We start from the raw sequence: 13,985 nt of genomic DNA on the forward strand, positions 1-13,985 counted from the left end.
GCTTCAGCAATGGCTACACCACGTTTGACCCAGAAAGACATGACGGAAGCTGAGCAGCGCGAACTGAAAACGCTCCTCGACCGCGCTCGTATCGCCCATGGCCGCACGCTGACTAACGCCGAAACCAATCAGGTTAAAAAAGAGTACATCGATAAATTAATGGCTCAGCGTGAAACTGAGGCGAAACAAGCCCGCAAGCTGAAAAAAGAGCAGGCTTATAAACCCGATAAAGAAGCGACCTTTTCCTGGTCAGCCAATACCTCACCCCGTGGAAGGCGCTAATTAGCGCCCTTTCTTTTTACGGCCCGGCTGGACGAAGCGTTTGCCCGCAGGCTTACCGCGGCTTTTCTCTTCTGATGGCGGCGCTTTCACCACCGGGCGCTTAATGGCCTGGGTTTTCGGTTTGGCTTTCGTTTTTGGCTTCGCTTCAGACGATGAATTCTCGATGAGCCTGAACAGCTCAATCAGTTCGTCATCCGTTAAATCACGCCACTCGCCCAGTGGAATACCGGTCAGACTCACGTTCATAATGCGCGTACGTTCGAGCTTCACCACGTCATAACCGAAGTGCTCGCACATCCGGCGGATCTGACGGTTTAAGCCCTGCACAAGGGTAATGCGGAAAGCAAACGGCGCCTCTTTCTTCACCTTGCACTTCTTCGTGACGGTCCCCAGAATCGGCACACCTGCGCCCATACCGCGGATAAAGTCGTCCGTGACCGGCTTATTGACCGTGACGATGTACTCTTTCTCGTGGTCGTTACCGGCACGCAGAATTTTGTTCACCAGATCGCCGTGGTTGGTCAGGAAAATCAGCCCCTGTGAGTCTTTATCAAGGCGGCCAATCGGGAAGATACGGCTGCTGTGATTAACGAAATCAACAATGTTGTCCCGCTCGCCGTCTTCCGTGGTACTGACGATGCCAACCGGCTTATTCAACGCGATAAATACCAGGTCTTCCGCATCACGCGGTTCAATGAGCTGACCATTCACTTTGACCACGTCACCGGGGACGACCTGGTCACCGATGGTGGCGCGTTTGCCGTTGAGGAACACGTTACCCTGTTCAATGTAACGGTCCGCCTCGCGACGTGAGCAGATCCCGCTCTCGCTAATGTATTTGTTTAATCGTGTTGATTGAGTTGGCAGCATAGTTTCTCCTGTAAAGGCGAAATATACCTTAGGTTTGGGCTGGTAAAAAGATTAGCCGACGGTTACCGGGCATCATGCCCGGCGTAAACCTGCTGGTTTTCAGGTTAACCGCCTTATCAAGGCGCTTTCAGAGATTAATATTCATCTCGATCGTCGTCTTCATCCGGCTGCTCCATGACGCTATAAGCGACCGCGCAGAATAACGAGTTGAGACGCTTCATGTCCCCCAGCAACCCCAGGTGCAGGGAGCTGGTTTCAATGCTCTGGACGTTCTGCTGGTGCAGTCGTTCAACGTGGGCGTGCGAGTAGCGCCGGTTGAGGATACGGAAGCGATGTTTGTTACGACGCAAGCGGCGTGCGCTCGGTACGTCGCTGGAGAAGAAGACCAGCATCGCCAGCTTCAGGTTGCTCAGCAACTGCTCGTGCAGCGCCTCCAGCTCCTTCAGGCCTTCAACCGAGAAGGCGCGGCGCGCGGCAAGGGATTTGTCAGCAATTTCACTTCCCATACGCTCAACTATATCCGAGGCCTGCTCGAGGTTAAGCGACATTTCGATGATTTCCGCCCAGCGGCGGGACTCTTCCTCTGCCAGTTCATCCTGCGGAATACGCGCCAGGTAGAGCTTGATGGCGGTATAGAGCACGTTGATATCGTCCGCCAGCCTGCGCAGCTCTTTCTCTTCTCGCGGCTCTCCGTGCATGACCTTTTGCAGCCCTTCAAGCATCGTTTCCATGGCATCGCCCATGCGCAGCGTCTCGCGCGCGGCATTAGCCAGCGCCAGTGCCGGGGTATCCAGCGCGGAGGTGTCCAGATGCTTAGGTTTCAGACGCGCATCCAGCTCCGGTTCATCCCGAATAAGCCGTTCGCAGAAGCGGGCCATGGGTTCAGCAAAAGGCACCATCGCCAGACAACGCACCAGGTTGTAAAACACGTGGAAATAGATAACCAGCTCAGCCTTCGGTAACGGGAGATTGTCCATCAGGTTGGCCAGCGGATAGACAAACGGCAGAATAATCAGGCTGCCCACCAGCTTAAACAGCAGGCTTCCGAGCGCCACGCGCCGGGCAGCAGCGTTTGCGGCGCTGTTATTGAGCATCGCCAGCAGGCCAGATCCAAGGTTGGCCCCGATCACCAGACACAGCGCGACCGGGAAAGAGATCGCCCCCGCGGCGGTTAACGTCGCCGTCAGCAGCACAGCGGCCAGGCTGGAGTAACTGACGATGGCAAATACCGCGCCGATCAACGCATCCAGCATGATGTCCCCGGTCAGCGAGGCAAAGATGACCTGAACGCCGTTGGCCTCGGTGATGGGGGTCACCGCCTGCACAATCAGCTCCAGCGCCAGCAGGATCAACCCAAGGCCAATCCCCACGCGGCCAAGCTGTCCGGCACGCGTCTGCTTACGGCCAAGGAAGAAGATGACACCGATAAAAATCAGCAGCGGCGACAGCCAGGAGAGATCGAAGGTCAGGATACGCGCCATCAGCGCGGTACCCACGTCAGCGCCCAGCACAATGACCAGCGCGGGTGCCAGTGCCACCAGATCCTGCGCCACAAACGAGGTCACGAGCAGGGTCGTCGCATTACTGCTCTGCACCAGTGCCGTCACGCCGATGCCCGCGCAGAAGGCGAGCGGCTTCTTCTCAACGCTGCTGCTGAGAACGGTGCGTAAGCGCGCGCCAAAGACGCGCATAACGCCGGTACGGACAATATGCGTGCCCCATACCAGCAGTGCTACTGCGGAAAGCAAGTGTAACAGGGTCAGCACGGAAGGTTCTCCTCCTTATCGTTCTATGTTTTTATGATTCAGTATAAGGGTTTAAACGTAAGAAAGAGACAGGGCGCCCAATGAGCGCCCTGTTTGTTGTAAGGAAAAGTGACGTTAGTCAGCGTCGTAGCCTAAATTGGGTGCCAGCCAGCGTTCAACCTCTGAGACACTCATGCCTTTGCGCAGGGCGTAATCTTCAATCTGATCGCGCTGCAGCTGCGCGACGGCGAAGTATTTGCTGTCGGGATGGCTGAAATACCAGCCGGACACCGATGCCCCAGGCCACATGGCGAAAGACTCGGTGAGCTTCATGCCGGTATGGGCTTCTACATCCAGCAATGTCCAGATAGTGCCCTTTTCGGTGTGTTCCGGGCAGGCTGGATAGCCCGGAGCCGGACGAATCCCCTGGTAGTTTTCGCGGATCAGCTCCTCGTTGCTGAGGTTCTCATTGGCCGCGTAGCCCCAGTGCACCTTGCGCACGCGCTCGTGGAGGTACTCTGCGAAGGCTTCCGCCAGACGATCGGCAATCGCTTTCACCATGATTTTATTGTAATCATCGTGCTGCGCGTCGAACGCCTCCGCCAGCGCATCTTCCTCAAGACCCCCGGTCACGGCAAACGCCCCGATATAATCCGCTTTGCCGGAAAGCTTCGGTGCAACGAAATCGGCCAGGCAGTAGTTAGCAAAGCCCACTTTCTCGGTTTGCTGGCGCAGATGGCGACTTACTGCCAGCACGTGCGTGCGGGTCTCGTCGCGATAAATTTCGATGTCGTCGCCCACACGGTTCGCCGGGAACAGGCCCACCACGCCGCGCGGGTTGAGGCTTTTCTGCGCACTCAACTGGTCAAGCATTTCGTTGGCGTCGTTGAACAGGCGTTTGGCTTCTTCCCCGACCACCTCATCTTCAAGGATGCGGGGATATTTGCCCGCCAGTGACCAGGTCATGAAGAACGGTGTCCAGTCGATGTAGTTACGCAGCGTCTCGATGCTGGCAGTAACGTCCTGAACGCCCAGACGATGCGCCACAGGGGGCGTATAGCTGGCCCAGTCAAACGCCAGATCGTTATCGCGTGCGGCCTGGAGTGTCACCGGCGGCGTCCGCGGTTTCTTACGGCCATGCTGAATACGCACGGTCTCGTACTCTTTGCGGGTACGCGCGACAAAATCATCACGCTGGGTGGCAGACAACAATGCCGACACGACGCCCACGGTACGCGAGGCGTTTTGCACATAAACCGTCGGGCCACTGTAGTTCTGCTCGATTTTCACCGCTGTGTGCGCTTTGGACGTTGTCGCCCCGCCAATCAGCAGTGGAATGGTAAAGCCCTGACGCTCCATCTCTTTCGCCACGTTGACCATCTCGTCCAGCGACGGGGTAATCAGCCCGGAAAGTCCAATCAGGTCAGCATTCACTTCGCGCGCGGTTTTGAGGATTTTATCCGCCGGCACCATCACGCCAAGATCGATAATCTCGTAGTTATTACACTGCAGTACGACGCCCACAATGTTCTTACCGATGTCATGCACGTCGCCCTTCACGGTGGCGATCACCATTTTACCGTTGCTGGAGCCTTTCTCTTTGCTGGCTTCGATAAAGGGTTCGAGATAGGCCACCGCCTGCTTCATGACGCGTGCGGATTTCACCACCTGCGGCAGGAACATTTTGCCTTCGCCAAACAGATCGCCGACCACGTTCATGCCGTCCATCAGCGGCCCTTCGATCACTTCAATCGGGCGCGTCGATTGCTGACGTGCTTCTTCGGTGTCCTGTTCAATAAACTCGGTAATTCCCTTAACGAGTGAGTATTCCAGACGTTTTTTCACGTCCCAGGCACGCCACTCCGCCTGCTGAATGTTTACCGATGCATCGGATTTACTGCCGCGGTATTTCTCGGCCAGATCCAGCATGCGCTCGGTGGCATCATCACGCCGGTTGAGGATCACGTCTTCTACGGCGTCGCGCAGTTCCGCCGGCAGGTCGTCGTAAATGGCCAGCTGTCCGGCGTTAACGATCCCCATGTCCATACCGTTACGGATAGCGTAATAGAGGAACACGGCGTGGATAGCTTCACGCACCGGATCGTTACCGCGGAAGGAGAATGACACGTTCGATACGCCGCCGGAGATCAGCGCATGCGGCAGCTCGCGTTTGATGTCTTCACACGCGCCGATAAAGTCCTGCGCGTAGTTATTGTGCTCTTCAATACCGGTGGCAACCGCGAAGATGTTGGGGTCGAAGATGATGTCTTCCGGCGGGAAGCCCACCTCTTCGGTCAGAATTTTGTATGCGCGGCGGCAAATCTCAATTTTGCGCGCCCGGGTATCGGCCTGGCCCATTTCATCGAAGGCCATCACCACCACGGCGGCACCATAACGGCGCACCATCTTCGCGTGGTGGATAAAGGTATCAACGCCTTCTTTCATCGAGATGGAGTTAACAATGCCTTTACCCTGAATACACTTCAGCCCTTTCTCGATGACTTCCCACTTAGAGGAGTCAATCATGATCGGCACCCGGGCAATGTCCGGCTCACCGGCTATCAGGTTGAGGAAGCGCACCATCGCCGCTTCGGCGTCGAGCATCCCCTCATCCATATTGATGTCGATGATCTGGGCGCCGCTCTCAACCTGCTGGCGGGCCACGTCCAGCGCTTCACTGTACTTCTCTTCTTTAATCAGCCGTTTGAATTTCGCCGAACCGGTCACGTTAGTACGCTCCCCGACGTTCACAAACAGGCTGTCGTCACCGATGGTCAACGGCTCAAGGCCGGCCAAACGGCAGGCAACCGGCAGCGTAGGCAGTTGACGCGGCGGCAGACCCGCCACCGCATTGCTCATCGCGGCAATATGCTCTGGCGTGGTACCGCAGCAACCACCGACGATATTCAGAAAACCAGATTCGGCCCACTCGCGGATTTGCGCCGCCATGGTGTCTGCATCCAGATCGTATTCACCAAAGGCGTTCGGCAGGCCGGCGTTCGGGTGTGCGGTGACATAGCATTCAGCGATGCGCGAAAGTTCCTGCACATACTGGCGCAGCTCATCGGGACCCAGCGCGCAGTTCAGGCCGAAGGAGAGCGCTTCAGCGTGACGCAGGGAGTTGTAAAAAGCTTCTGTGGTCTGGCCGGAGAGGGTACGACCAGAGGCGTCGGTGATGGTACCGGAAATCATGATCGGCAGGTCGACGCCCAGCGCCTCGAACTCCTCTTTCACCGCGTAAATCGCGGCTTTGGCATTGAGGGTGTCGAATACCGTTTCAATCAGGATCAGATCGGAACCGCCTTCCACCAGCGCTTTGGTCGATTCACGATACGCCGCCACCAGCTGATCAAAGCTGATGTTACGAAAGGCCGGGTCGTTCACATCGGGTGAAATCGACGCGGTTCGGTTGGTCGGGCCAAGCACCCCGGCCACGTAGCGCGGTTTGTCCGGCGTACGGGCTGTCCATTCATCAGCGCAGGCGCGGGCCAGCTTTGCCGCGGCAAGGTTTATCTCCGCCGAGAGGGATTCCATCTGGTAATCCGCCATGGCGATGGTTGTCGAGTTAAAGGTGTTGGTTTCGACGATATCCGCACCCGCCTCGAAATACGCGTTGTGGATCGCCGAAATGACCTGCGGTTTGCTGAGCACCAGAAGGTCGTTGTTACCTTTGAGGTCGCATGGCCAGTCGGCGAAACGCTCGCCGCGGAAATCGTCTTCACTCAGACGATAGCTCTGGATCATGGTACCCATGCCGCCGTCCAGCACCAGAATTCGTTTATTTAACTGCGCACGCAGTTGCTCTACTTTGCTGCTCACACTTGCTCCCGACAACGCTCAACCAGGCCAAAAGGCCAGCAGTCCATACTGGCACAATCTCGCAGGGTGTAAAAGTCACACAGCGGTAACATGAGACATGTTCACTATCACTCATCCGATCAGTCAGGATAACGGTTGCAAAATCACCAAATAAAACGAAAATGGTTTCCACGATACAGAAAAAGGAGTTCGTCATGGTCACGACCGTTCCCGCTAAACGCGGCAGAAAACCTGCTGCCACCACCGCCGCCTCTCAGGGCGGACAGGTTCAATCGCTCACGCGCGGTTTGAAGCTGCTGGAATGGATAGCCGAGTCGCACAGCAGCGTGGCCCTGACAGAGCTGGCACAGCAGGCTGGCCTGCCGAACTCAACGACCCATCGACTGTTGACCACGATGCAGCAGCTGGGCTTTGTGCGCCAGGTGGGCGAGCTGGGACACTGGGCGGTGGGCGCACATGCTTTTATCGTCGGCAGCAGCTTCCTGCAGAGCCGCAACCTGCTGGCGATTGTGCACCCTATTCTGCGCAAGCTGATGGAAGATTCCGGCGAGACGGTAAACCTGGCCGTGCTCGACCAGAGCGACCATCAGGCCATTATCATCGACCAGGTACAGTGCACCCAGCTGATGCGTATGTCGGCACCGATTGGCGGCAAGCTGCCGATGCATGCCTCCGGGGCGGGGAAAGCGTTTCTGTCGCAGCTCAGCGAAGAGCAGGTCACCGGGCTGCTGCACCGGAAAGGGCTGCACGCCTACACCCACGCCACGCTGGTCTCACCGGTACATCTGAAAGAAGATCTGGCCCTGACCCGCAAGCGCGGCTATTCGTTTGATGACGAGGAGCATGCGTTAGGCCTGCGCTGCATTGCGGCCTGCATCTTTGACGAGCACCGCGAGCCGTTTGCCGCCATTTCGATCTCCGGACCGATTTCCCGTATGACCGATGACCGCGTCACGGAGTTAGGTGCGCTGGTGATTAAGGCGGCGAAAGAGGTCACGCTGGCATATGGCGGGATTCGATAACATCGGGTGCACCTGAATCCCTCTCCCGTCGGGAGAGGGGGCATTACACCGCATATCGGATGCAAAACCGTTGTTTGCGGCGATAGGCATACACATCTTCCACATGCCCATTCTTGATGCGCGTCTGCAGGCCCCGCCAGTAGCTGGCGCGGAACAGGTCATCATGCATCTCTTCAAACAGTGGCCTGATGCGCGGGTCAGCGCACAGCCAGTGGCGAAACTCCTCAGGAAAGACATCTCCCGGTGAGATGCTGTACCACGGCTCGCCGGACAGTTCATCTTCCGGATAGCGGGGCTGCGGTATATCGCGGAAATTCACCTCAGTCATATAGCAAATTTCATCATAATCGTAGAACACCACCCGCCCGTGACGGGTGACCCCGAAGTTTTTAAACAGCATGTCGCCCGGGAAGATATTCGCGGCGGCAAGCTGACGGATAGCGTTGCCGTATTCTTCAATGGCATCCCGCAGTGCCTGACCTTCGGACTGCTCCAGCCAGATATTGAGTGGGATCATGCGGCGTTCGATATAGAGATGGCTGATGGCAATTTTGTCGCCCAGATCGGTGATTTTCGCCGGCGCTTCCTGCAGTAATAACGCCATTAATGCCGGATCGATCTGCTGCTTATCCAGCACAAAGTTCTCGAACTCCTGGGTGTCCGCCATTCGCCCGACGCGATCGTGCTCTTTAACCAGCTGGTAGCAGGCGCGGACGTGAGCAGCGGTCATCTCCTTCTGCGGCGCGAACGTATCTTTGATGACCTTAAACACCCGATCAAAACCCGGCAGGGTAAAGACCAGCATCACCATGCCGCGAATACCGGGGGCTTCGATAAATTGCTCATCTGCCGTGGTGACATAGCGCAGATATTCCCGATAGCTTTCCGTCTTGGCGTGTTTCTGACAGCCAATGGCCATGTACAGCTCGGCGGTGGTTTTCCCCGGCAGGATCTCGCGCAACCACTCCACCAGAGCAGCAGGCAGCGGGGCATACACCATAAAGTAGGAGCGGGCGAAACCAAAGACAATGCTGGCCTCGGCGCTGGTTGTCAGGCAGGTATCAACAAACAGTTCACCGTCATCGGTACGATGGATGGGTAACAGAAACGGCACAATGGCCGACGGTGTCATCAGTTTACCGACCAGCCAGGCGTCCTTATTACGATAAAAAAGCTCATTGGCAACCTGCAAATGGCTTTGCCCGAGCACCTCTTCGCCGAAGGTCTCCTTGAGATGCGCAGAGATATAGCCGATATCACGGGTTTTATTCTCCCAGGGCAAACGCAGCGGCAAATCCGTTAATACGCGATGCAGGAGTTTTTCCCAGCCACGATCGGGAAAGAAATCCTTCGCCAGCGGACGCGGAATAGTGCGAAAGCGGCGTTCCGGCTGAGAGCTAAAGATAAATAACCGCTCAGGAGATAATGAGCGGTGGTCAAATAACCGGCAATAGACGGAGTTGAAAAAGCTCTCCGCAATCTCGAAGCGCGGGTAATCAGGTAACAGATGGGTGTAATGCTCCTTCACGCGCAGTAAAAACTCCGCGTCAGGGATTTTGCCGTCGGTAATGCAGCGCAACTGCTCAACCACCAGACCCACATGGTGGTCGTAAAGGTGGATTCGCTGCTTCATGGCCTGCTGAACCGCATGCCAGTCGGCGTGCTCAAAACGCTGCTGCGCGCCGGATGTGACTTCCAGGAAACGTCCGTACTGGGCATCGAAGCCCTGCAGAATAGTTTGGGCAATCAGTAATTCCAGACCACGCGACATTGTTCATGCTCCCTCACCCCGGCCCCCTCCCGACGGGAGAGGGAGTATGTTCACAGGCCCGGCAGCGTGCCACCGGGCATTACACGGCTCAGAACTGGGCTTCTTCCGTCGATCCCGTTAAGGCGGTGACGGAGGAGGTGCCCCCCTGGATGATAGTGGTCACGTTATCGAAGTAACCGGTCCCGACCTCCTGCTGATGCGAAACGAAGGTATAGCCCTCTTTACCGGCAGCAAATTCCGGCTGCTGCACCTTCTCAACGTAATGCTTCATGCCTTCACCCTGCGCGTAGGCATGCGCCAGGTCGAACATGTTGAACCACATGCTGTGAATGCCAGCCAGCGTGATGAACTGATATTTGTAGCCCATGTCGGACAGCTGCTGCTGGAAGCTGGCGATGGTTTTATCGTCCAGTTTCTTCTGCCAGTTGAAGGACGGCGAGCAGTTATAGGCCAGCAGTTTGCCCGGATATTTGGCGTGGATAGCATCGGCAAAGCGTTTTGCCAGCGCCAGGTCCGGCGTGGAGGTTTCGCACCAGACCAGGTCCGCATACGGTGCATATGCCAGCCCACGGCTGATCGCCTGTTCAATGCCAGCATGGGTACGATAAAACCCTTCGCTGGTGCGTTCGCCGGTAATGAACTCGCTGTCGTAAGGATCGCAGTCAGAGGTGATCAGGTCAGCCGCATCCGCATCGGTACGGGCAATCACCAGCGTGGGTACGCCGAGCACGTCAGCCGCCAGACGCGCCGCAACCAGCTTCTGAATCGCTTCCTGGGTTGGGACAAGGACTTTCCCGCCCATGTGTCCGCATTTCTTCACTGACGCCAGCTGGTCTTCGAAGTGAACGGCCGCTGCACCGGCCTCAATCATCGATTTCATCAGCTCAAAGGCGTTCAGCACGCCGCCGAATCCCGCTTCCGCATCCGCGACGATTGGCAGAAAATAATCAATAAAACGCGGATCGTTTGGCTCAATGCCTGCCGCCCACTGGATCTGATCCGCACGGCGGAAGGTGTTGTTGATCCGATCCACCACGGTTGGTACCGAGTTTGCCGGATAGAGCGACTGATCCGGATACATGCTGGAGGCCAGGTTGGCGTCCGCCGCAACCTGCCAGCCGGAAAGATAGATGGCTTCGATGCCGGCTTTCGCCTGCTGCAGGGCCTGGCCGCCAGTCAGCGCGCCGAGGCTATTGATGTAACCTTTTTTGGCACCGCCGTGCAGCAGATCCCACATTTTCGCCGCGCCGCGCTGCGCCAGGGTACATTCCGGATTGACCGAGCCACGCAATTTCACCACCTCTTCCGCGCTATACGGGCGGCGGATGCCTTCCCAGCGAGGTTGGGTCCACTCTTTCTTCAATTCTTCGATTTGTTGGGTACGGGTTTTCATGTGCAGATGCTCCATATTGTTGTGGGGTGAATTACGCCAGGAAGCGGTAGCCCGGCAGGGTCAGGAAGTCGATTAAGTCATCAGATGTGGTGATTTGCTCCATCAGGCGTGCGGCGTCATCAAAACGTCCGCTGCTGAAGCGGTGTTCACCCAGTTCGTCCTGGATCACCCGCATCTCTTCGGCCAGCATCTGACGGAACAGGGATTTGGTCACCGGCTTGCCGTTGCTGAGCGTTTTTTGATGGTGGATCCACTGCCAGATTGAGGTGCGAGAGATTTCGGCGGTAGCGGCATCTTCCATCAGGCCGTATATCGGCACGCAGCCGTTACCGGAGATCCACGCTTCAATGTACTGGACGGCTACGCGGATATTGGCGCGCATGCCCTCTTCCGTACGCTCGCCCGCACACGGTGCCAGCAGGTGTTCTTCAGCCGTTGGGGCATCCTCATCACGCGTCACAAACAGCTGGTTTTTGTTCTCACCGAGTACGCGGTTGAAGACGTCCATTGCCGTATCCGCCAGACCCGGATGCGCGATCCACGTTCCGTCATGGCCATTTCGTGCTTCAAGCTCTTTATCGGCTTTCACCTTGTTGAGCACCTGATTGTTACGTTCAGCATCTTTGCTTGGGATAAATGCCGCCATTCCACCCATCGCAAAGGCCCCACGCTTGTGGCAGGTCTTAATCAACAGGCGTGAGTAGGCACTCAGGAACGGTTTATCCATGGTGACCACCTGGCGATCCGGCAGTACACGATCGGGATGATTTTTCAGGGTTTTGATGTAGCTGAAGATGTAATCCCAGCGTCCACAGTTCAGCCCAACAATATGGTCGCGCAGCGCATGCAGAATTTCGTTCATCTGGAACACGGCAGGCAGCGTTTCAATCAGCAGGGTGGCTTTAATGGTGCCGCGCGGCAGGTTGAAACGATCTTCCGTGAAGCTAAACACTTCACTCCACCAGGCCGCTTCCTGCCAGGCCTGTGTTTTCGGCAGATAGAAATAGGGGCCGCTGCCTTTTGCCAGCAGATTCTTGTGGTTGTGGAAGAAATAGAGGGCGAAGTCAAACAGACTGCCCGGAATGGCTTCGCCGCGCCAGGTGACATGCTTTTCAGGCAGATGCAGTCCACGTACGCGACAGATCAGAACCGCCGGATTGGGTTTCAGTTGATAGATTTTGCCGGCTTCGTTGGTATAGCTGATGGTGCCATTTACGGCATCGCGCAGATTGATTTGCCCGTCGATAACCTTATGCCAGTCCGGCGCCAGTGAGTCCTCAAAATCTGCCATAAAGACTTTTACGTTCGCGTTCATGGCGTTGATCACCATTTTGCGCTCCACCGGGCCGGTGATTTCGACGCGCCGATCCTGTAAATCATCCGGAATGCCGCGGATTTTCCACTCACCACGGCGAATGGAAGCGGTTTCCGAAATAAACCCAGGCAACTTGCCATCATCAATTTCCTGCTGCTGATGAATGCGTGCCGCCAGCAGCTTATTGCGCGTTGGCGTAAAGCGGGTCACCAGTTCGGTCAGGAATTCGACAGCGTCTGCTGTCAAAATTTGCTGTTCTTGCTCGCCATGCGGCTGGGTAAAGGCCAGTTCATCGACCGTCGTTGCCTGTTGAGTCATTACTCTGCTCCTCATCAAAGATCCAAAATCACGCCCCCGATGCGAACGAAAGATCGTTGTGTAGTTTTCGCTCAGCAGAATTAAGACTATCTATATTTTTTCCAAAATCAAAAACAATTTCCATTTTAATTATTAAATGAACTTAACACATTGATTAATATGAAATTAAAGTTTTATTGTTTGTTGAGTGGTATTTCGGAAATGAAAAAGGCACCCGAAGGTGCCTGATGTGAATAGCTGAAACGCTTTAGGATCGTTTAGTGCAGAAGATTACTCCAGCGTTGGATTCATGTGGCGCAGATCGTATGGTGTGATCTGGTAGACGTAATAGTTGAGCCAGTTCGTAAACAGCAAATTCCCGTGGCTACGCCAGGTGGCTCTCGGTTTGTTCTGTGGATCGTTTTTGGGGAAATAGTTGTACGGAACGTCCGGATTCAGACCGGCTTCAACGTCACGGAAATACTCCGACGCGAGGGTGTTCGGATCGTACTCAGGATGGCCGGTAACAAAGGCAATGCGCTTGTCTTTACTGGCAAACAGGTAAGCATCCCCGTCTTCGGTTTCGGCCAGGATATCGAGATCGGTGTAATCACGAATCAGCTGTGCCGGAAAATCGGCGTAGCGCGAGTGTGGGGCCAGGAAGGAGTCATCGAACCCGCGCGTCAACAGGGCGTGAGGTTGGACAAGGTGGTGCTCGTAAACACCTGAAAGCTTCTCAGTGCGGGTTTGTTTGGGGATCCCATAGAGGATATTCAGGGCGGCTTGCACCGCCCAACAAACAAACAGCGTGGACGTGACGTGATCTTTAGCCCACTCCAGTACCTGTTTGATCTGCGGCCAGTAGGCAACATCATTAAATTCGACCAGGCCCAGCGGTGCACCGGTCACAATCAGTCCGTCGAAGTTTTCGTCGCGAATGTCGTCGAAGTTACAGTAAAAATTATTCAGATGCTCAGAAGGCGTATTTCGCGACTCACGGGCATCGATTCGCAGCAGCTGGATATCAACCTGCAGCGGCGAGTTCGAAAGCAAACGCAGGAACTGGTTCTCTGTTTCGATCTTTTTCGGCATCAGATTGAGAATAAGCACCTTCAGTGGGCGAATTTCCTGACCTGTAGCGCGTGAAGTCGTCATCACAAAGACGTTTTCATCACGTAAGAAATTGACGGCTGGTAGCTCGTCCTGCACCCGAATCGGCATAACCTCATATCCTCACAGCATACGTATAAACGTTTAGACATCCAGACAGCTAACGATACCCAGAAACAGGCTGAATGTCGAGTCTGCAAGCGGAAGGTGAGAAAGTTTCAAGGAGGAAGTAAGAAGCCCAAAAAGCAAAAAACCCCGCACCATACGGTACGGGGTTCTTTTAATTGATGCCTGGCAGTTCCCTACTCTCGCATGGGGAGACCCCACACTACCATCGGCGCTACGGCGTTTCACTTCTGAG

At 55.7% G+C, this 13,985-nt stretch carries 9 protein-coding genes; 2 read left to right on the forward strand and 7 right to left on the reverse strand.

Annotated elements, in window-relative coordinates:
• The first annotated feature begins 9 nt into the window (after positions 1 to 9).
• Entirely contained in the window at positions 10 to 282 is a 273-nt protein-coding gene (locus tag ACMVME_RS20385) for a DUF3811 domain-containing protein (protein ID WP_014168182.1), read from the forward strand.
• Here the strand turns inward: ACMVME_RS20385 and rluF are convergent, their stop codons facing one another.
• From rluF to metH, 3 genes are all read right to left on the reverse strand, one after another.
• Positions 283 to 1,152 (reverse strand): 23S rRNA pseudouridine(2604) synthase RluF, encoded by an 870-nt coding sequence (gene rluF, locus ACMVME_RS20390; protein ID WP_014168181.1) that lies wholly within the window; start codon positions 1,150 to 1,152, stop codon positions 283 to 285.
• A gap of 134 nt (positions 1,153 to 1,286) precedes the next feature.
• The gene (locus ACMVME_RS20395) at positions 1,287 to 2,918 is read right to left on the reverse strand and encodes a Na/Pi cotransporter family protein (RefSeq protein WP_020882860.1); all 1,632 of its coding nucleotides are present in this window, start codon (positions 2,916 to 2,918) and stop codon (positions 1,287 to 1,289) included.
• Positions 2,919 to 3,032: 114 nt separating this feature from the next.
• A complete protein-coding gene (gene metH / locus ACMVME_RS20400; RefSeq protein ID WP_032681927.1) occupies positions 3,033 to 6,716 on the reverse strand; it encodes a methionine synthase in 3,684 nt (1,227 codons plus the stop codon).
• A 194-nt stretch (positions 6,717 to 6,910) separates the two neighbouring features.
• Here metH and iclR point away from each other — a divergent pair, with 194 nt between their 5' ends.
• Positions 6,911 to 7,738: a glyoxylate bypass operon transcriptional repressor IclR gene (gene iclR, locus ACMVME_RS20405; protein ID WP_020882862.1), complete on the forward strand. Its 828-nt coding sequence runs from the start codon at positions 6,911 to 6,913 to the stop codon at positions 7,736 to 7,738.
• 43 nt (positions 7,739 to 7,781) lie between these two features.
• On the opposite strand, the gene aceK is transcribed toward iclR, so the two are convergent.
• From aceK to metA, 4 genes are all read right to left on the reverse strand, one after another.
• Entirely contained in the window at positions 7,782 to 9,509 is a 1,728-nt protein-coding gene (aceK, locus tag ACMVME_RS20410) for a bifunctional isocitrate dehydrogenase kinase/phosphatase (protein WP_251859095.1), read from the reverse strand.
• Between the two features lie 88 nt (positions 9,510 to 9,597).
• Complete coding sequence (gene aceA, locus ACMVME_RS20415; RefSeq protein ID WP_020882864.1) at positions 9,598 to 10,902, reverse strand: isocitrate lyase; 1,305 nt, start codon at positions 10,900 to 10,902, stop codon at positions 9,598 to 9,600.
• A gap of 31 nt (positions 10,903 to 10,933) precedes the next feature.
• A complete protein-coding gene (aceB, locus tag ACMVME_RS20420; RefSeq protein WP_032681929.1) occupies positions 10,934 to 12,535 on the reverse strand; it encodes a malate synthase A in 1,602 nt (533 codons plus the stop codon).
• A 270-nt stretch (positions 12,536 to 12,805) separates the two neighbouring features.
• The gene (gene metA, locus ACMVME_RS20425) at positions 12,806 to 13,735 is read right to left on the reverse strand and encodes a homoserine O-acetyltransferase MetA (RefSeq protein WP_014168174.1); all 930 of its coding nucleotides are present in this window, start codon (positions 13,733 to 13,735) and stop codon (positions 12,806 to 12,808) included.
• Between the last annotated feature and the right edge of the window lie 250 nt (positions 13,736 to 13,985).

It is taken from the genome of Enterobacter cloacae complex sp. 2024EL-00711 (genome assembly GCF_047529885.1).
GTDB classification, from domain to species: domain Bacteria; phylum Pseudomonadota; class Gammaproteobacteria; order Enterobacterales; family Enterobacteriaceae; genus Enterobacter; species Enterobacter ludwigii.

Bases quoted from the DNA above. Each gene is read 5' to 3' on its own strand.
- ACMVME_RS20385 (WP_014168182.1), top strand. From the start codon at position 10: ATGGCTACACCACGTTTGACCCAGAAAGACATGACGGAAGCTGAGCAG.
- rluF (WP_014168181.1), bottom strand. From the start codon at position 1,152: ATGCTGCCAACTCAATCAACACGATTAAACAAATACATTAGCGAGAGC.
- iclR (WP_020882862.1), top strand. From the start codon at position 6,911: ATGGTCACGACCGTTCCCGCTAAACGCGGCAGAAAACCTGCTGCCACC.
- aceK (WP_251859095.1), bottom strand. From the start codon at position 9,509: ATGTCGCGTGGTCTGGAATTACTGATTGCCCAAACTATTCTGCAGGGC.
- aceA (WP_020882864.1), bottom strand. From the start codon at position 10,902: ATGAAAACCCGTACCCAACAAATCGAAGAATTGAAGAAAGAGTGGACC.
- aceB (WP_032681929.1), bottom strand. From the start codon at position 12,535: ATGACTCAACAGGCAACGACGGTCGATGAACTGGCCTTTACCCAGCCG.
- metA (WP_014168174.1), bottom strand. From the start codon at position 13,735: ATGCCGATTCGGGTGCAGGACGAGCTACCAGCCGTCAATTTCTTACGT.